19 protein-coding genes and 1 pseudogene are annotated in these 19,808 nt (G+C 36.3%); 12 read left to right on the forward strand and 8 right to left on the reverse strand.

Translation table 11 applies throughout. The annotated features are described in order from the left end of the window. The first annotated feature begins 248 nt into the window (after nt 1-248). Nucleotides 249-686 (forward strand): universal stress protein, encoded by a 438-nt coding sequence (locus OO7_RS08560; protein ID WP_008915553.1) that lies wholly within the window; start codon nt 249-251, stop codon nt 684-686. Nucleotides 687-900: 214 nt separating this feature from the next. On the opposite strand, the gene OO7_RS08565 is transcribed toward OO7_RS08560, so the two are convergent. Then, complete coding sequence (locus OO7_RS08565) at nt 901-1,194, reverse strand: DUF5339 family protein (protein WP_008915554.1); 294 nt, start codon at nt 1,192-1,194, stop codon at nt 901-903. A 247-nt stretch (nt 1,195-1,441) separates the two neighbouring features. Between OO7_RS08565 and OO7_RS08570 the strand changes: the two genes are divergently transcribed. After that, entirely contained in the window at nt 1,442-1,849 is a 408-nt protein-coding gene (locus tag OO7_RS08570; protein ID WP_008915555.1) for a hypothetical protein, read from the forward strand. A 90-nt stretch (nt 1,850-1,939) separates the two neighbouring features. On the opposite strand, the gene OO7_RS08575 is transcribed toward OO7_RS08570, so the two are convergent. Beyond that, complete coding sequence (locus tag OO7_RS08575) at nt 1,940-2,566, reverse strand: TetR/AcrR family transcriptional regulator (RefSeq protein WP_008915556.1); 627 nt, start codon at nt 2,564-2,566, stop codon at nt 1,940-1,942. Between the two features lie 202 nt (nt 2,567-2,768). Here OO7_RS08575 and OO7_RS08580 point away from each other — a divergent pair, with 202 nt between their 5' ends. The 4 genes and pseudogenes from OO7_RS08580 to phoH all read left to right on the forward strand — a co-directional run bounded on the left by OO7_RS08580 (nt 2,769) and on the right by phoH (nt 6,595). Continuing rightward, entirely contained in the window at nt 2,769-3,581 is an 813-nt protein-coding gene (locus OO7_RS08580; RefSeq protein ID WP_008915557.1) for a threonine/serine exporter family protein, read from the forward strand. Continuing rightward, nucleotides 3,578-4,042 carry a threonine/serine exporter gene (locus OO7_RS08585; RefSeq protein ID WP_008915558.1) on the forward strand — a complete coding sequence of 155 codons (465 nt, stop codon included), beginning with the start codon at nt 3,578-3,580 and terminating at the stop codon, nt 4,040-4,042. The genes OO7_RS08580 and OO7_RS08585 overlap by 4 nt, the downstream gene beginning before the upstream one ends. A gap of 215 nt (nt 4,043-4,257) precedes the next feature. Next, nucleotides 4,258-5,317, forward strand: a pseudogene (locus tag OO7_RS08590) (endonuclease). Nucleotides 5,318-5,809: 492 nt separating this feature from the next. Next, nucleotides 5,810-6,595, forward strand: coding sequence for a phosphate starvation-inducible protein PhoH (gene phoH, locus OO7_RS08595; protein ID WP_008915559.1), 786 nt, complete (start codon nt 5,810-5,812; stop codon nt 6,593-6,595). Nucleotides 6,596-6,653: 58 nt separating this feature from the next. On the opposite strand, the gene zinT is transcribed toward phoH, so the two are convergent. From zinT to OO7_RS08620, 5 genes are all read right to left on the reverse strand, one after another. Continuing rightward, nucleotides 6,654-7,307, reverse strand: a complete 654-nt coding sequence (gene zinT, locus OO7_RS08600) for a metal-binding protein ZinT (RefSeq protein ID WP_008915560.1) — start codon at nt 7,305-7,307, stop codon at nt 6,654-6,656. Nucleotides 7,308-7,538: 231 nt separating this feature from the next. After that, nucleotides 7,539-8,378 carry a siderophore-interacting protein gene (locus OO7_RS08605; RefSeq protein ID WP_008915561.1) on the reverse strand — a complete coding sequence of 280 codons (840 nt, stop codon included), beginning with the start codon at nt 8,376-8,378 and terminating at the stop codon, nt 7,539-7,541. A gap of 272 nt (nt 8,379-8,650) precedes the next feature. Beyond that, entirely contained in the window at nt 8,651-8,830 is a 180-nt protein-coding gene (locus OO7_RS17465; protein ID WP_043892685.1) for a DUF2474 family protein, read from the reverse strand. After that, nucleotides 8,787-9,797 (reverse strand): cytochrome d ubiquinol oxidase subunit II, encoded by a 1,011-nt coding sequence (gene cydB / locus OO7_RS08615; RefSeq protein ID WP_008915563.1) that lies wholly within the window; start codon nt 9,795-9,797, stop codon nt 8,787-8,789. The genes OO7_RS17465 and cydB overlap by 44 nt, the downstream gene beginning before the upstream one ends. Next, nucleotides 9,787-11,124, reverse strand: coding sequence for a cytochrome ubiquinol oxidase subunit I (locus OO7_RS08620; RefSeq protein WP_008915564.1), 1,338 nt, complete (start codon nt 11,122-11,124; stop codon nt 9,787-9,789). Before OO7_RS08620 ends, cydB begins: the two co-directional genes overlap by 11 nt. 230 nt (nt 11,125-11,354) lie before the next feature. Between OO7_RS08620 and OO7_RS08625 the strand changes: the two genes are divergently transcribed. Next, nucleotides 11,355-12,773, forward strand: a complete 1,419-nt coding sequence (locus OO7_RS08625; protein ID WP_008915565.1) for an aminotransferase-like domain-containing protein — start codon at nt 11,355-11,357, stop codon at nt 12,771-12,773. Nucleotides 12,774-12,967: 194 nt separating this feature from the next. After that, nucleotides 12,968-13,534 carry a HutD/Ves family protein gene (locus tag OO7_RS08630; RefSeq protein ID WP_008915566.1) on the forward strand — a complete coding sequence of 189 codons (567 nt, stop codon included), beginning with the start codon at nt 12,968-12,970 and terminating at the stop codon, nt 13,532-13,534. Here OO7_RS08630 and OO7_RS08635 read toward each other — a convergent pair. Further along, nucleotides 13,531-14,142 carry a LysE family translocator gene (locus OO7_RS08635; RefSeq protein WP_008915567.1) on the reverse strand — a complete coding sequence of 204 codons (612 nt, stop codon included), beginning with the start codon at nt 14,140-14,142 and terminating at the stop codon, nt 13,531-13,533. The two genes, OO7_RS08630 and OO7_RS08635, sit on opposite strands and share 4 nt — an antisense overlap. 164 nt (nt 14,143-14,306) lie before the next feature. On the opposite strand from OO7_RS08635, the gene OO7_RS08640 reads away from it, so the two are divergent. From OO7_RS08640 to OO7_RS08655, 4 genes are all read left to right on the forward strand, one after another. Further along, the gene (locus tag OO7_RS08640; protein WP_008915568.1) at nt 14,307-14,771 is read left to right on the forward strand and encodes an Lrp/AsnC family transcriptional regulator; all 465 of its coding nucleotides are present in this window, start codon (nt 14,307-14,309) and stop codon (nt 14,769-14,771) included. A 187-nt stretch (nt 14,772-14,958) separates the two neighbouring features. After that, the gene (dbpA, locus tag OO7_RS08645; protein ID WP_008915569.1) at nt 14,959-16,335 is read left to right on the forward strand and encodes an ATP-dependent RNA helicase DbpA; all 1,377 of its coding nucleotides are present in this window, start codon (nt 14,959-14,961) and stop codon (nt 16,333-16,335) included. A gap of 366 nt (nt 16,336-16,701) precedes the next feature. Continuing rightward, nucleotides 16,702-17,703: a hypothetical protein gene (locus tag OO7_RS08650; RefSeq protein WP_008915570.1), complete on the forward strand. Its 1,002-nt coding sequence runs from the start codon at nt 16,702-16,704 to the stop codon at nt 17,701-17,703. A gap of 577 nt (nt 17,704-18,280) precedes the next feature. Then, on the forward strand, nt 18,281-19,738 hold the full coding sequence (locus OO7_RS08655; protein ID WP_008915571.1) for a DASS family sodium-coupled anion symporter: 1,458 nt from the start codon (nt 18,281-18,283) through the stop codon (nt 19,736-19,738). The last annotated feature ends 70 nt before the right edge of the window (nt 19,739-19,808 follow it).

A 19,808-nucleotide genomic window follows, 5' to 3' on the forward strand; every position in this document is an offset into this window, starting at 1 on the left:
GATTGTTAACAAATAGTTAGTTCCATTTTCGGTTTTTTTGTTTATTAAAGCTATACTTTTGTTCGCAGTATAAGTTGATTTTTATTTAATTTTAAATAAGTGAATTGAGAATAGAAATAACCATCAAAAAATGATGTTAATTGTATTCGCCGTTGGCAAATATATCAGTAAATAGCAATTATTATTGGTTATCAACTTATTCCCGCTATGTTGATATTATAGAATTAATGAATCGTAGAGGATGCCATATGTATAATAATATTCTAGTTCCTATCGATATTTCAGAAGATACTTTGACAGATAAAGCATTAAAGCATGCAATTTATTTAGCTAAAGCATCTGACGCGAAATTACATCTTTTTCACTCTATTCCGGATGTATCTCGTTTTTCAATGAGCTATAGCTATCATTATGATCTTTTGGCTTCTTTCGCTAAAAAAGCACTGGAACGTTCTGAAGAACAATTAAAGGAAATTATTAGTAAGATTGATTACCCGGCAGAAAAAATCTCTTTTAATGTCGTGTATGGGTCTCCAAGAGATAAAGTCTTGGTAGAAGCTGAAGAAATTGATGCTGATCTAATTGTGATTGGTTCTCGAAATCCAAGCATTACAACGCATTTACTCGGTTCTAATGCGTCAGGAATTGTTTCTTATGCGAAAATATCAGTACTGGTTGTTAGGTAATATTTAAATAATCTCAAAAATGAAAGAAAGAAAAGTGCTGTAAAAGTGAATAAGCGGTTTTTATCAAAAAAAGAATAGCAAAGGTCAGTTATTTATGTTTAATAACTGACCTTCTTTATTATTGGACTCTGCTTAACTCAGAGAAGATAAGTCCTAAAACTTATACCCAAAATCACACATAAAAAAGTGAATATTGTAGGTATAAGAAAAAATACTATTTACCTTCAACCGCTTCTTTTGCTTTTTTGATTGCTTGAATACCTTGTTCGCAAGCTTGTTCTTGGGCTTCTTCAGGGTAGTCTGCTAATGCTTTTTTAGCATCTTCCAATTGTTGTTTCATTTCAGCAATACGTTCTTTAACATCAGGCTCGCTTTTATACTGTTCTTCAGCTTGCTTGACTAATACATTCATTTCTTGGAAATAGTTATCGCAATTTTTTCCAGCAGTTGCATTAAATGCTGTAAAGGCAATGATCATTCCGAAAATAATTGAAAGGTTCTTTTTCATAATTGATTCACTTTTTAATCTGACAGATGGATTGAGAATAACATCTCATATTCAAAAAGACACCTATCGCATTAAGTTAAATTTTAGGCTGTCGGTTATTTTTCTCTAGATTAAGAATAATCTGTCATAACCTAGTGGCTAGGATAGCTTAAATAGCATGATTTGCATAATCATTAATGAGAATGATTCTTGACTTTGTAAAGTAATAAAATGTACATTCTAGTACACTTTATTGAGGAGAGAAAATATGCAAAATCAAACGATAATTGATACTGGTAATTGGCCGGTATGTGTGTTGAACACATTTCCCGCAACAATGGATGAAACTCGTTTATGGTTAGAAGAGATGGATTCATTATTAAATAAAGAGAGGATATTTACTCTCATTTATCCACCGATTGAACAGCCAAAAGGGCAGCCAAGCCAGGAGGTGATGGAAGCCAAAAAATATGTTCGTCGTTGGTTAAAAACCGCTAAATCACAGATGATGCAATATTGCAGAGCAATGATTATTACATTGCAACCAGAAGGTGAAGACAGAGAAGAGATGGAACGCCTTGCGCCTATGATTTCTACACTTTATGGTCCCGAGGTTTTTATTGACAATAATATGGAAGACGCCAAAAAGCGCGCTATCACACTTGTCTCTGAATAATTTAGTTAAACTAATATTTAACAGTTATATTGCGAGTTAAGACGATCTGTGTTTATTGCTTTCAGACAAAATCAAGGTATTTGGTTTGCATTAACTTATTTTTCGGATATAACTTGCGATAATATCAACTGAAAGTGTGATTTGCTGTTTGATAAATTCATTACTTGGCTTAAAGCTTGGTACACAAAAAGTATTAATAAAAATATCGGCTTTTAACATTTCTAAAAAACGTGAGGAAATAGCCTGTAACTGTTTTTCTTCAACATTAACATCAGGTAATTGCGCTAATTTTTGTGTTAATAGCTGATAACTTTTTATAGGTCCTTGCTGAAAAAAAGCATGGCTAATCTCAGGAAAGCGATTATATTCTCCTAAAATTAAACGATATAATCCGATAGATTGCGGTTTAATCACATTGATAAGAAAACGGGTGCCGTAGAAAGATAAAATAGATTCGATTGTATTCATCGGCTGGTCATTTTCGTTATCATCGGTGAAAATCTCATTAATCATTGATTCAACAACTGCCGCAAATAAGCCTTCCTTATCTCCAAAATTTTTATATAACGTTGAACGAGATCCACCAGCCCGTTCAATGATCATATCTAATGTTGTTCCTTCAAAACCATGCTGAATAAAAACTTCAGTCGCTGCGGTGATGAGTGCTTTATTACGGAGCTGCCCTTTAGGGGTTTTAGCAGGAATGAGGTGACTCATGTAAAATTTATCCTAGCTTTATGATTTAGAAAATGATTAGTTATATTTATCGTTAATACGAAATAGATCAAATTGCTGGTGATTAATTAGTCATTATCTGAAAAAACATTATTCAGGCTATTATTTCGCTTTATGATATTGCCAGAGATTAACACATTTGAATAACTATCTGAATGGTTAGGGCCAATTCGGGGGAAGGAAGATGAGAGAATACGTAGTCGAGGAATTATCAACAGATCACCATGGTATTTCTGATAGGCAAAGGGAAATTACACGACTTTGTATTGAATGCGGGCTATTACTGCTGCAACATGGTGCTGAAAGTATGCTTGTAGAGCAATTAACCACCCGTTTGGGGATAGCGCTTGGCGCTCATCAAGTAAATAGTGCGATTTCTTCCAATTCAATAGTGTTAACAACCATTATTGATGGGCGTTGTCTAACCTCAACGCGGCGTATTATTGACCGTGGGATTAATATGCATGTGGTAACAGAAGTCCAGCATGCTGTCATTTTAGTTGAACACCATCTTTTAGACCGAAAACATTTGCAGAAAAAACTTTCCTCTATTAAGCCATTACGCTATCCAAGATGGATCATGGTGGTTATGGTCGCTTTATCATGTGCATGTTTTAGTATGTTAAATGGTGGCGGCTGGGATAGTGCTTTCGTGACACTGATTGCCAGTGGCAGCGCCATGTTCGTGCGCCAAGTTCTCACTTCTCGCCAAATGAATCCATTAATTAATTTCTGTATAACAGCTTTTGTTGCCACATCAGTTTCAGGTTTATTATTAAAAACTGCGATTTTATCTTCAGCTTCTTCCATTTCCATGGCTGCAAGCGTCTTATTATTAGTGCCCGGTTTCCCTTTAATCAATGCGGTTGCTGATATGTTTAAAGGACATGTAAATACAGGTTTAGCCAGATGGACAATGGCGAGTTTATTAACACTAGCAACTTGTATTGGTGTTGTATTGGCTATGGCTGTATGGGAGCTGAGGGAGTGGGCATGAATTTTTTATTAGCATTAATATGGGACATGGCGTTGGCTGCAATCCCAGCCATTGGTTTTGCGATGGTGTTTAATGTTCCTATCAAGGCGTTGAAATATTGTGCATTATTAGGTGCGATTGGCCATGGTTCCAGAATGGTATTAATGAGCCTCGGATTAAATATTGAATGGGGCAGTTTTATTGCGGCAATTATGATTGGTGTGATTGGCATTCAATGGTCGCGCTGGTGGCTTGCTCACCCTAAAGTCTTCACGGTAGCTGCGGTTATTCCCATGTTTCCTGGGATTAGCGCATATACGGCCATGATTTCAGTCGTTAAAATTTCTCATTTAGGTTATACGCCGGAATTATTTGAAACCTTAGTGACAAATTTCCTACAAGCTTCATTTATTGTTGGCGCATTATCTATTGGGTTATCTTTACCAGGATTATGGCTTTATCGTAAACGCCCCAGTGTTTGAATATTGATCTATTAATGATTAGTGCGGGTTGCAAATCAACAGCAGCATGCATTAATCTTATTAATAGAATCACGTAGTAAAATAGATTATGACCCTTGAATTAAGTTAATCGATTTTAGTGTAAAATTGATTAGTTTGATTAAGCTACTTGTTTCCATATTCATTTAACACAAAAAAGATTATATTCACTCTGCATGATGATGTTATCGGAAAATATGCAATATATTACACGGTGCATTAACTCATATAGATTAATCTTTTTCGTAAATTATGGTGTTATCTTGAATAAAATACAGTCATTCCATTGCTATAAAATAATACTCTCCTTTTTCCTAATATTATTTGCACTTCCTCTTATCGCTGCTCCTTCAACATTTGATGAAGCAAAAACGTTGAGTAAAACTAAGGTATATTTTGATCAAAATCGCCAAAGTGAAGGGACGCTATATTGTGGTTGTGACTGGGAGTGGACAGGTAAAAGTGGTGGCCAGGTCGATTTAGCATCTTGTGGCTATCAAGTTCGCAAACAACAAAATCGCGCTATGCGCATTGAATGGGAACATATTGTACCTGCTTGGGTATTTGGTCACCAAAGACAATGCTGGCAAAATGGCGGCCGCAAAAATTGTGTCTCAACAGATGCTATTTTCCGCGAAATGGAAGCTGATATGTATAATCTTGCGCCATCTATTGGTGAGGTGAATGGTGATCGCAGCAATTTAAGTTATGGTCAATTGGCTGAAACCACAGAATATCCTTATGGTCAATGTCGCAGTAGAGTCGATTTTAAAGAACGCGTTTTTGAGCCTAGGGATTGAAGTTAAAGGGCAAGTTGCGCGAACTTATTTTTATATGCATGACCGCTACAATTTATCTATGTCTCGTCAGCAGCAGCAATTACTCATGGCATGGGATAAACAATATCCACCAAGCGCATGGGAAAAGCAGCGTGACGAGCGTATTGCTAGTGTTATGGGGCACCATAATCCATTTGTAACAGGTGAACAAAAATGGATACTCGGTCATAAAAATAGCGCTCAAGGTATTCATGATTCAACTTCAATTCAACATATTGAAGTACAAAAAGTAACGAAAAAAATTGAAGATGCAAAAATTTCAGTGAAAGGAAATAGCGGTTCTAAAAAGTATCATTTATCACATTGCTCTGGGTTTAAAACAACCTCAGATAAAAATGCAGTTATGTTTGATAGTGAACAAGCTGCTCAGTCTGCGGGTTATCAATTAGCGGGTAACTGTAAGCCTATAGCTAATTGATTTATAGTTTTATTGGTCTTGGGTGTTTATTTGATATTTTTTGACAATAAAAAGTAAATACCTAAGACCCGCAGAACGAATTAATAATAAATATATGTTAATTTATTGTTGCAATTTAGGGTGAGACTAGTTTATAACTGTTTCAAGGTAGAAATTGAACATGACAAAGATAAAAATGCGTCAACATAATGTTATTTTGTCATGATAGTGTCACATAAACTGATTAGGTTATTTATCAATACATTTCATATTTAAGATATTTATTTGTAAGAAATATGAACATGCAACCTAATAGGAAGGTATGAATGGGACATAAAATTTTATTAATGGAACGACGAGACCGGTTATTATTTCGCCACGGAAAGTATGGTGGAATAATAACCGGTTTTTTTCTTGCATGTTAAACAAAAATGAGCTTTAAGGGAGCTCTTCTCTATTCGGAATAGTTTGTCATTTAAATTGACTTTAACCATACCTGAAAGGGTTAATACTATGAGTAGACAAAAAGCTGCAACAAAAACGCGTCGTGAAATGAAACGTACTCTTCGTAAAGAACGGGCTGGCCGTTTTGAAATGGCAAGTGTGACTTCATTTGCTGATTTTACAGGCATAGAACCGATTGGCATGGCAAAAGAACGCCGTGATACCTCTGCAATTACACCGCGTAATGATGCGCAAAAGTTCTACATTAATTCGATTAAACATAAACAATTAATTATCGCGAATGGGGAAGCTGGGTGTGGTAAAACATATATCAGCACAGCACTTGCAGCTGATGCATTAATTAATAAAGATATTCAAAAAATTATTGTAACTCGTCCTGTTTTGCAGGCGGAAGAAGATCTTGGCTTTCTTCCTGGAGATATAGCAGAGAAATTTGCACCTTATTTTCGACCTGTTTATGACGTATTACTAAAAAGGTTAGGTAATTCTTTTCTACAATATTGCCTACGACCAGAAATAGCAAAAGTAGAAATTGCCCCTTTTGCTTATATGCGCGGAAGAACGTTTGAGAATGCGATTGTTATTCTAGATGAAGCGCAAAATGTCACTGTGACTCAAATGAAAATGTTTTTAACGCGGTTAGGTGAAAATGTCACTGTTATTGTTAATGGTGATGTGACTCAGTGTGATTTGCCCGATGGCACACCATCTGGATTAGCCGATGCATTACAACGATTCTATTCAGATGATGCGGTATCAATCGTGAATTTTACGATTGAAGATTGTGTTCGCTCAGAACTTTGTCATCGCGCCTTATTAGCTTACAGTAATTAATAACGTTAAACCCCAGTTAATTATTTTCAACTGGGGTTTTTATTCACTTCAGAAAATCCTAGTGGTGTAGCATTTCATGTACAACTTGTTCATCATTCAGAGAATAAGGGTAATAAGTCGGCCAATTATCCATTTCTTGCAGCAATTTTTCATGAGATTCATTTCCCATATAAAGATGGAAATGACCTGATGTTTGCGGCTCTATAATATGATCACTAAATTGAATATATTTAGGGGCTTTTGATTGGCTATCTTGGCATTCAAATAAATAGCGAACACCTTTTTTCCCTGAAGCATAATGCAAAATTTTCAAACCAGAATAGTGATATTCACACGAACTGACTTGACCATTTTGGTTGAATTCAACAATATTATTTTCTATGCTGATATTATCAACATCCGTCGCATAACCTTTTTTATAATAATCCCGATACTCTTCAACACTTTTATCTTTATTGTTTTTTGCTTTTTGTTCTAATACTGGATCAAGTTTTCCACTCAATAAAAGTGGATTAACGGATTCCCAAATTCCATCCCAATTACTTAATGGTCTATCTTTCACATCTTGATCATCAAAGATACCTTTACTTGCTTGGATCGCTTTTTCAGATTGCGGATGGGCGTGGCTATGTGAACCATGAGCAAAGCTGCTAACACTATTCAATAGGGTGCTGATGCTAAGAGTAAGAAGTGCAATTTTTTTCATGCGCATTGAAACTATCCTGTGTATGGATTAATTAATTTGATATGTTATAATATAACAAGTTTAAAAATGCAAAGAATTATTGTCAATTTAAATAGATGATTGCAATGATTGGCGGGAGAAATGGAATAACGGAGATGAGTTTAATTGCGATTACAGAGAAAACTTTATAGAAATAAAGGTGATTAATTAACCACCTTTATTTAAGAGAAGGAGAGTGACTTAATTATTGGATTATAATTAATCGTCCGGATTATCCATCACGGCATGGCGTTCATTATGATAACCTTCTTCATCATAACCATAACGCCAATAAGGGATTGCATAAATACTTTCATGACCATAGCCTTTCTCTCGGCGGACAAAGCGGCGTAAATCACGAACTATTTGATCTTCTCCAGCGATCCAAAATGAAGCATTCTCTTCGGGAATATCCCAAGATTTAAACGTGCTGATAAGTTCAGCATTTTTAGTGATATCCCCACATAACCAAATAACCTCAATCCCAGCTGGTTTTGCGAGTTCGCGAACATCTTGCTCACTATCTAGACGCAGGATCACTTTTCCGGTTGCTTGAGCATGCATTTTCTCAAGTAGGGCAGCAATCGCAGGTAATGAGCTTGAATCGCCAGCCATAAAATAGTGCTGAGAATGTGGTAATAATGGGTCTGGACCACCTGGGTTAGTAATACCCATCCAATAGCCAGGCGCTGCATCACGTGCAAACAGATATGCGGGACCTTCAGCACCTTCATGCATCGCAAATTCAATATCAATTTCACGAGCTTCAGGGCGAATAGCGCGAACAGTGTATGTTCTCACGAATGGACGAGGCTTACCTTCAGGCCAGCTACGGCGATTTTCACTAAATATTGGTAATGTAGGTTCACTTTTTAAATCAGGTGCTAAAAATATTTTGATATGGCCACCTTCACAATTTTTTGGGTAGGTAGCTAAACTTTCACCAGTAAAGGTAATGTTACGGATTGAAGGGCTAATATCCGTAATCGATTTGACTTGAATAAGCTGCGGTGGCGCGGGGCGATAAATATTTTTCTCGACGGGTTTGTCATTAGCCACAGGCAGTCTCCTTTTTCTGAATGATAATGATAAATTTATTATTTGGTAATTATTATCATTATCATATCATGATTTCAATAAAGATAACCTCAGTGAGACAAAAGATTTATTACATGAGTGATTATTAAAAATTTAATTAATAAATTAAATGCGTTAGCTGTTTTGATAAATATGAAAGATGAGAGAAAGAGCAGTAAAAAGGCGAAAGGCCGCACGAATTATGGGGTCGTACGGCACTATATGGAATGGAGACAAAATTTAGCCAATAAGTGTTATTTAACTTTCATGCCCACAGCAGTCATGAGTAATCTAAAAATAGATGATACTGCAAATAATGCGACAACACTGCCTAGCCAAATAATAAACATCCAACCGAGCTTTTTCCACCAAGGTGAATGGGAAACGGACTCAGTGGTAGCCTTGATCTGGGGTAATTTTTCCTCTGAAGACATAATAACTCCAATAGGTATAAACCAAAATAATAGGGATAATAAATAATGCACCAACAAGCATGAAACCAAGGCTTTCCATTGGTCCTGCTGCATCACGGAAACTTATTTGTGGGGGGATCAAATTAGGCCATATACTTATTCCAAGCCCGGTAAAGCCTAAAAAGATTAATCCGAGTGCGGCTAAAAAAGGAACATGATCTGATTTTTGTTTCTTGGCACTATTAATTAATAACCCACTACAAATGAGCACTAGCATAGGAACAGGTAAGAAAAAGAATAGGTTATGTAAGCTAAACCAGCGCGTATAAATGGCGTTATTAAGAATAGGCGTCCAAGCACTAATAATGATAATAATGATTAGCATCGCAAATGTTAAAGGACGAAGTAAACGATACATCGTTTTGCGCAAATGTCCCTCTGTTTTCATGATTAGCCAACCGCATGCCAGTAAAGCGTAAGCAATCACCAATCCTAAACCACAAAATAACGGGAAGGGAGAAAACCAATCAAAATAGCCACCAATATATACACGGTTTTCTACATGAAACCCTTGAATAAATGCGCCAACGACCACACCTTGAACAAAAGTTGTAAAGACAGACCCCCAGATAAAGGCGTGATCCCAATGTTTACGGTGAGATTCATCCGCTCGAAAACGGAACTCAAAGGCAACGCCCCGGAAAATGAGCGCAAGTAGCATAAAAGTTAATGGGATAGATAAAGCATCTAATACAATGGCATAAGCTAGTGGGAAAGCGCCAAATAGCGCAGCTCCACCAAGTACCAGCCAAGTTTCATTGCCATCCCAAACAGGGGCTACACTGTTCATCATCAAGTCGCGATCATGGCTATCTTTTAAGGCGGGATAAAGGATACCAATTCCTAAATCGAAACCATCCATCACAATGTACATTAAAATACTAAATACAATGATAACAAACCAAACCAGTGGTAAATCAATGCCCATAAGTTTGTTCCTCTTGAATGCCTTTACGAATTAATTTCATCATGTACATATAACCAATTCCAAATACTCCGGCATAAACGATAAAGAATGCGAGTAGGCTTATGCTCATATGGACTTCACCATGAGCGCTAACAGCATCAGCTGTTCGCTGTAATCCATAAACAACCCAAGGTTGTCGGCCAATTTCAGTGGTAAACCAACCGGCTAAAATTGCGATCAATCCAGATGGTGCCATAACAAACATAAAGCGTAAAAAAGCTTTAGATTGGTACAAATTGCGGCGATATCGTAGCCAAAGCCCCCAAACACCGGCCAGTATCATTAACATGCCTAATCCCACCATCACGCGAAATGACCAAAACACCATAAAAGCATTGGGTCTATCTTGTTTGGGAAACTCTTTTAATGCGGGAACTTGTTTATCTAAGCTATGCGTTAAGATAAGGCTGGCAAGATACGGGATCTCAATGGCATATTCAGTTTTCTCTTTTTCCATATTAGGAATGCCAAAAAGAATTAATGGCGTTGCTTCATTAGGTTTATTTTCCCAATGACCTTCCATTGCTGCAACTTTAACAGGTTGATATTTCAATGTATTTAAACCATGAGCATCACCAATAAAAGCTTGTACTGGTGCTAAAATAAGGATCAACCACAATGCCATAGAAAACATTTTTTTCATGGCAGGAGATGTATTACCTTTGAGCAAGTGCCATGCGGCAGAAGCACCAATGAAAAAGGCCGCAGCAAGAAAAGCGGCTGTTGTCATATGCAATAAACGGTAGGGAAAAGAGGGGTTAAAAATAACAGCCAGCCAATCAACAGGAACAATTCGATTATCAATAATTTCATAACCTTGAGGTGTCTGCATAAAGCTATTTGAGGCAAGTATCCAAAAAGTAGAAATAATTGTGCCGAGTGCGACCATGCATGTTGCAAAAAAATGCAATTTTTCTCCAACACGACCCATACCAAATAGCATGACGCCAAGAAAGCCAGCTTCAAGGAAAAAAGCGGTCAGTACTTCATAGGTTAATAATGGTCCTGTTATGCCGCCTGCAAAATCAGAAAAGAAACTCCAGTTAGTGCCGAATTGGTATGCCATAACCAATCCAGAAACGACGCCCATCCCAAAATTAACTGCAAATACTTTTGACCAAAAATAGAACAATTTGATGTAATCAGTATCACGCGTTTTGAGCCACAAGCCTTCTAATACCGCAAGAAAACTTGCCAGCCCAATAGTAATTGCTGGGAAAATAATATGGAACGACACCGTAAACGCGAATTGAATACGGGCAAGTTCCAGTGCAGTTAGTCCAAACATATTGACCCCGAAGGAATTGAAAACGCACTTATTATTTTCAATAGACAATTAACAAATCTTTAAACCAAATAGCGCAATTTTTGGTGATCAAAGTTTGTTAGATGTGTTTGAAAATATTTTGTGCTTATAGTTAAAAAAAGTCAGGTGAATGTGTGGATAAGTAAAACATGAGACGATAAACTATAATAGTAACAATTTTTGAGTTATTGACTATAACAGTTGAGGCGAGAATGACGCGATATGAACAGTTGGCAGCTCAAATACGCCAACAGATCGAAGACAATATTTGGCAAGTCGGTGATAGATTACCGTCACTTCGGGAAAGTGTAAAACAATCCGGTTTGAGTTTAATGACAGTGTTACAAGCTTATCAATTACTTGAAAGCCAAGGCTGGATTGTACCAAGACCTCAATCTGGATATTATGTTGCGCGACGCAACACACAGTTTGCAGCAGCAAAAGGTGGCAAAGGATTACATTTAAATGAGCATGTTGAAATTAATGCCTCTATTTTTAGTGTGCTGCAATCGTGTAAGAATCCAGACATTATCCCCTTTGGTTCTGCATTTCCTGATCCCTCATTGTTAGATGAACCCAAATTAGCAAAATGCTTGGCATCAGTTGCTCGCCGCCTCGCTAGATTTAATACAACAGCCAATTTGCCGCCAGGCAATGAACAATTACGCCGAAATATTGCTCAGCGTTATGCAAGCCAAGGTATTCATGTTGCCCCTGATGAAATTGTTATAACAGCGGGTGCTATGGAATCATTAGTCCTGAGCTTACAATCAGTGACTCAGCCCGGAGATTGGGTGGTGATTGAATCACCCGCTTTTTATGGTTCTTTACAAGCTATTGAACGCCTTAAATTAAAAGCCATTGCAATCAAAACTGACCCCGCCTATGGCATAGATTTGAATGCGTTAGAAGAGGTGGGAGCTAAATATCCTATTAAGGCTTGTTGGCTGATGACGCATTACCAAAACCCGCTARGGGGAACGATGCCACCAGAAAATAAGAAAAAGCTGGTGGAAATACTCAATCAGAATCAAATTGTTCTCATTGAAGATGATGTCTATGGTGAACTGTATTTTGGCAATCAACAGCCTATTCCAGCAAAGGCATTAGATACTAACGGGAACTTTTTCCATTGTTCATCATTTTCAAAATGCTTGGCGCCGGGATATCGTGTGGGCTGGGTTGCGGCAGGGCATCACGCGACAAAAATTCAGCATTTACAGATGATGAGTACAGTATCTGCAAGTGTGCCAACACAGCTAGCAATAGCAGAATATTTATCACAAGGTGGTTATGACAATCATTTGAAAAAATTACGTCAAACTATGGAACAGCGCCAGCATCAGATGTTAGGTGCTATTTCGCACTATATGCCGTCAACGGTTAAAGTTAATGCGCCAAAAGGGGGGTATTTTCTCTGGTTAGAATTTGAGCCACCCTTTAATGCAGTTCGCTTGTATCAACGCGCACTTCAAGAGGGAATTAGTATTGCACCTGGCAGTATGTTTTCTACTAGTGACCAATTTAATCATGCTTTTAGATTAAACGCTTCTTTTACATGGGATCAGCAATTAGATAATGCAATGAAAATATTAGGGCGTCTGTGTCACAATTTACTGAATGAACAATAAAGTTTATCTCATTTTTGGTGAGAAAATGTTGCTCAGAATAGACAAATTTGCCACTCTAAATTGAGGATTTAAAATGGGTAAGAATTCTTAATCAAGCGGGAATTGATGTCGGTTATCACCTTGCTAAATAAGTATAATAACCTTAATAGATTAAGCAAAAAATGAACAGCCTTTAGGTAAGCTTGGAGAACTGTATGAAGATAAAATGTTTTGATACAACTGAGTTACCCGTCATGCAATGGTCTGATGGCTGTGGAAGTAGTGCTGAAATCTTTTGTTGGCCTGTAGCTTCGGATTATTCGCTAAGAGCCAGTCTTGCTAATATTCAGCAATCGAGTGTTTTAAAACGCTATATTGAAGGTGAGAGATTAAGTATTGCATTAGGTGAGGCCGCTTTATTTATTGAAGATCCCAAGCAAACTCAGTATTCATTAGAAAAAGCGGGCGATTCATTCTTATCCTCAGCAAATCAGACAGTTAAAATAGAATTAGCGCACGGGACAGCTCAACTACTTAATATCATGTTTAATCCTGAGCGCTGGTCTGTTAAAAGCGAAATAGTGTCAAATGAAAGGCGCTTACCTGTTGCAACTGCGGGGATTGTTCTTATTTTGTCAGGTGAATGGGATGTATCCGGTGCTAATTGTCGTGTAATGAAAGTAGGACAAGGTGGTTGGTGGCTGCCTGATATTGGTGAAGGTGTTATCGCACCTAAAACAGCAGGCAGTAAATTAATATGGGTCGAAATTACACCTTGCTAGCTATTGGCAAGCCCAACAGCGGCAAGGGTTAACATTCCGCCAGCGACACCTTCCGATATGCGTCGTTTTTTATCGCTGTAGCTACTGTTTCTGTACATTCTGGCAAATATTACGCCAACAATACCATAAATCACGATACAAGAGGTGATAAAGGTCGCTGATAAAATCAGTGATTCTATTGCCACATTTTCTGAGGTATGCAGAAAATTAGGTAAAATAGCAAAATAAAGTAATAGCCCTTTTGGATTAAGAAAACTGGTTAAAAAACCTTTCGTGATAACAGCAGTTGATGAAACAGTCTGTAATTTTAATTCACCAGCTTTTAATGCGGATAAAATCATTTTAATTGCTAAATATGCGACGTAAGCTACACCAATCCACTTAATCGTATTGAATAAGAGTGGCGATGCTGCGACGACAGCTGCTAATCCTAGAGCTGCTAAAATAGCATGCGCAATATAACCTAAAATTACGCCAACATTCGCTTTCCAAGCAGCTGAAATACCGCCTGATAATCCTTGTGATGAAATAAATAAAATATCTGGACCCGGTGTACAAATCAGAGGAATAGCTGTTGCGCTAAAAAGTAAAAGTGTTTGTATTTCCATGTGGATACCTTAGGAAGGGTTAGCTCATTCATTATTTTTAGTTTCTGCTGGCCAGCTTCAATGGCAATTATAGCTAAATAAAATCAGTATTAGGTTGTTTAATTGCCATTTATTCGCTTAAATTTGAAACTCAATTTCAATTTTTAAGTAAAAGGTGAAAAATAATGCCAATAAAATTAGATAGGATAGATCGCCATATTTTGCAGGTTCTTCAACGCGACGGAAAAATTGCGAACAATGAATTAGCCAAAGAAGTTGGATTATCACCATCACCTTGTTTACGTAGAGTTAAATTGTTAGAAGAAGCAGGCGTCATTAAACGCTATGTTGCGGTATTAGATGGTGGAAAGATTGGTGCAGGATTATCACTATTTGCGAGAATCTGGTTTAAGGCGCAAGATGCGCAGACAGTAAATTCGTTTGTCCGTGAAATAAAAGAGATGCCTGAAGTCGTTGAATGTTACTTAATGGCGGGCGAATGTGATGCTTTAATTCGTATAGTGACTGAAGATTTAGCTTCTTACCGTAAATTTCATGCTAACTATCTAACACAAATTAGCAGTGTGCAAAGTATTAAAACAGATGTGCCAATGGAAACTGTCAAAATGACTTATGCATTACCATTATAATGCTATGACTCAAGCCGATTTAAAAAAACATATTACTTTATTGATTAGATCACGAGAACGAAATAAATACTTGGTTAAATATATTAGAACGTGTACACAAATACCCCACGACATTGCTAATAAGGGATAGTATGATTGCGCGTATTAACACTATTTATCTTTTTATTCTTATTCGGAATTTTTCATTGTGACTTCATTTGCTGAACTTAAAGTACTTCCTGCGGAACAACTCAATAACCTCAATGAATTGGGTTATTTAGCGATGACACCAATTCAAGAAGCCGCTTTGCCTGCTATTCTTAATGGAAAGGATGTGCGCGCGCAAGCGAAAACGGGGAGTGGTAAAACAGCTGCTTTTGGTTTGGGTTTATTACAACACATTGATGCTAAAAAGTTTAATACTCAAGCGCTTGTGCTGTGTCCAACGCGTGAACTTGCTGATCAAGTTGCGAGTGAATTACGCCGTTTAGCGCGTTATATGCCGAATATTAAAATATTAACTGTGTGCGGTGGTGTGCCTTTTAGTATTCAACGTGATTCACTTATTCATGCTGCTCATATTATTGTCGCAACGCCTGGTCGTTTGCTGGATCATTTGCAAAAAGAGACAATTAAATTGGATGATCTGCAAACATTAGTATTAGATGAAGCAGATAGAATGCTCGATATGGGATTTGCCGATGACATTGATAAAGTTATTGCATATGCACCTCATTCACGCCAAACATTACTGTTTTCTGCAACATGGCCTGAGGCAATTGCCGATATTAGCCAACGAATTCAACATCAACCATTAACAATTGAAATCAACAATGTTGATGAACTCCCCGCAATTGAGCAGCAGTTTTATGAAGTTGCGCGCCATCATAAAATAAGCTTATTACAAAAACTATTAAGCCGTGAACAGCCTGCTTCATGCGTTGTATTTTGCAATACCAAAAAAGATTGCCAAGCAGTTTATGACGCTTTAATGGATAGCAAACAAAGTGTGCTAGTGCTGCATGGTGATATGGAGCAAAGGGATCGTGACCAAACGTTAGTTCGTTTTGCAAATGGAAGTAGTCGTGTATTAGTCGCAACGGATGTCGCGGCTCGCGGGCTTGATATTAAATCACTGGAAATGGTGATTAACTATGAACTATCTTGGGATCCTGAAGTGCACGTGCACCGTATTGGTCGTACAGCAAGAGCAGGGGAAAGTGGGTTAGCAATAAGCTTGTGCGCGCCGGAAGAGGCACAACGAGCAAATGTGCTTGAAGAGATGCTGAATATTAAGCTGAATTGGCAGCAAGTGCCATCTGGGTTAAGTATCCAACCACTAAATGCTGAAATGGCAACATTATGTATTGATGGTGGTAAAAAAGCCAAGATGCGCCCCGGTGATATCCTTGGTGCTTTAACGGGTGATATGGGATTAGATGGTGCGGATATCGGTAAGATCATTATTCACCCTATGCATGCTTATGTTGCCGTAAAACATTCCGTTGCTAATCATGCTTTTAAACAGTTGCAGCAAGGTAAAATAAAAGGCAAATCAGTTAAAGTAAGATTATTTAAGTCGTAGAATGATAGGCAAGATGGATGAGATGCCCATCTTGCCTTAAAAATTTGAGTATATTTTAAAAAATAATATTATTGGTAAACATCCATTTTGATTTTTAAATTTAACTCAACTATTGCGTGATAAATGTAGGGTATAATCTTAAATGAGTAAATAGTAAGATTTTATTACAATAATTATGTGTATGATAAATCAAAAATAATATATAAATATAAGGTTATTTAAGTTATTTTTGTTTAGTTCTTGATATTTAGTGATATTAAATAGATATGCCAATATTCTTTTGGTATCATTTTGCGTATTATTGTATTAGCCAAAACAGGCTTTTATATTCAAATTTTATTACAATGATTATGTGTAGGATAGTTTATGAATAATCAAGTTGACTTAACGTTAAGAACGCAGAGGAATACGCTACCTAATTGGCAGTTGTTAAAATTAATATTAAGTTCTCTTATTGTTCTTAGTTTTTATTTAAGCTTTAATCCACAGAATAAAGAGACATTTTCATTGTTGATCAATGTTTTTAATTTAACATTAATCCCTATGTTTGTATTTATATCAGGGTATACAACAAAAGAAATCTCGTGGCATGATTGGCCATCACATATACTTCCGGCATTAATAATATATGTGACATTTCAATCCATTGATATGGTCCCACTTTATTTTAATGGGACATTAGAATTAAGAAGCTATTTATTGCTACCTCAACATGGTGTTTGGTTCTTTTTAGCCGTTCCTATTTGGCAATTGGCCTTTTTATCGATGCCTGCTTTCATTAAAAATAATAAATTAACTCTATTAATATTATTATTTATTGCATTGATTATTTCTTATTTATCTCATAAGTATATAGCAGAAATTTCTGCTTTATTTTCTATAATTTACTATTTTCCTTTTTTTATCATGGCTTATTTTTGTAATGATAACATATTGCTGTGGATACGAAAAAAATCCATTTTGATTATGCTATGCTCTGTTATTGTTGCTGTAACTTCTTTAATTTATCAATCTAATATTATCCATTTTTTATCCCAAAATGTCGGTGCGTTAGAAGTGAGTGATCTTCTGTTGAGTGATCTACTTTCTTTTGTTGCGAGTCTTTTATTAGGATATGGAATTGTATATTTAGCTTTATCTACGGATAAATTTCAACAAGTTGCAAAAAATGCGCTAGGGATATATTTAATTCATCCCTTGATCTGTTTTTTGATTTTAACTGGATTAGCTTCATTACAAATAGAATTAGGTGTAGTTCTTCCTTTTGTTTTAGCGCTATGTACAATTACAATTTGCCTATTATTAGCAACTAATCCTGTAATTAATTGGTTTTTAAATCCTGTTTTAAAAACTAAAATAACTAAATAATTATAAATAGGGTAGGTTTCATCTACCCTTTTATACAACATGTAATAATTTCTATTTAAGTTCTAATTTAAAAACATCACTTCATCTAAATTTAATCATCTATTCTTAGTGAGTTTATATTGATTGTCTAATTATGTTATTTGACTTTTTTTACATAAATTGAAAATAACAATATTATATTTTAATCTTAAATTTATCCCGCTATTTTTGTTCTCCAATCCACTGAATATAAAAAATTTCTTCTTTAACTCAAGTAAAAATAATCACTTTGTGAATACTCGAAATTTATATTAAATTAATATTATTTGATATATGACAATATATTAGCCTAGATTTTTGTGGAGTATTAAACTATCTTTTTAGATGAAAAAGAATAAATTATGCATGGATAAACAATGGGTTATTCTAAAAATGAATGGTTTTTACAAGAATTAATCAATGGGGAAAAACGACATAAAATATGGTGGTGAAATAATTACATTTTACTTGTGAGCATAAAGAATTAATGTCGATGATTGGGCAAATGAAACGAGCAAGTGTTTCTTTTATGCATTTTTAACAGAGTTTGAAAATTAATATGAAAATAAATAATAAAGCAATTAAGATTATAGGTAGCATTGTTGTATCTATTCTTATTTATGCCATCCCAACACCTGATGGTTTGCCTCCAGATGCTTGGCTTTACTTTAGTATTTTTATTGGTGTTGTGATTGGATTAATTCTTGAGCCAATTCCTCCGGCATTTATTGGCTTAATTGGTATTTGTGTCGCTGTATTATGTAAAGTCGGGCCTGTTAGTATTAATGGTGACATATCAGCCGGATCTGCAATCTCGTGGGGATTATCTGGTTTTTCTAACTCCACTGTTTGGCTTATTTTTGCTGCTTTTATGATAGGAATTGGCTATCAAAATACAGGATTAGGAAAGCGTATCGCACTAATTCTTGTCAGAACGTTAGGAAAATCAACATTAGGATTAGGGTATGCTATTTCTATTGCGGATGGCATATTGGCACCTTTTATTCCAAGCAATGCAGCGCGTAGTGGCGGTGTTTTATATCCCATAATCTCATCAATTCCCCCCATGTTTGGTAGTTATCCTGACAAAGATTCACGCAAAATAGGTGCTTTTCTCACTTGGTGCGCATTATCAGCAACCTGTGTTTCAAGCTCAATTTTCCTTACAGGGCAAGCACCTAATCCATTAGCATTAGAAGTTGCTAAAGCATCAGGAGTAGAAGTTGTTTCATGGGGGGGCTGGTTTTTAGCTTTCTTGCCCGTATCTATTATCCTTTTCATATTAACGCCGCTACTGACCTATTTTATTTATCCACCGGAAATAAAAAAATCACCAGAAGTGGTTACTTGGGCGGAAGAAGAGCACGCAAGAATTGGTAAGATTAAAGTAAAAGAAATTATCCTAATTTTGATTTCTATTTTTGCATTAGTTCTTTGGGTAGGTAGCTCATTATTTGAAATTAATGCTACTACTACCGCAATTATTGTGATTATTGCCATGGTAGCAACTAATGTTATTAGCTGGGATGATTTTCTTGGTAATAAACCCGCGTGGAATGTCTTAGTTTGGTTTAGTACTTTAGTCGCTCTCGCGGGGGGATTAAAAAATGTGGGCTTTTTAGCGTGGCTAGGTCATATTGCCGAAATATACATTAGTGGCTATTCCGTGATGGCGGCAATGCTAACATTAGTCATATTATATTATGTTGTGCATTATTTCTTCGCTTCAACAACTGCACATGTTACTGCATTACTTGCATTATTTATTACCATTGCTCAGTTAGTGCCAGGTATGGATGTTAAATTAGTGACTTTATTAATGATCTTGCCTATGGGAATTATGGGAGTGCTAACACCTTATGGAACAGGGCACAGCCCAGTTTGGTTTGCGAGCGGTTATGTAAAAGGGAGTGAATTCTGGAAAATGGGCTTTATTTTCGGATTTACTTATTTAGCCATTTACCTGTTAGTTGGTATTCCTTGGATCACTAAAGTGGTTTATAACCAAATTTTTTAATTAATAATTTTAATATTATTCAATAACATAAAGCGGGAAAAACGATTTTTTTGTCCCGCTTTATCAAGCC

This window comes from Providencia sneebia DSM 19967 (assembly GCF_000314895.2).
Lineage (GTDB): Bacteria > Pseudomonadota > Gammaproteobacteria > Enterobacterales > Enterobacteriaceae > Providencia > Providencia sneebia.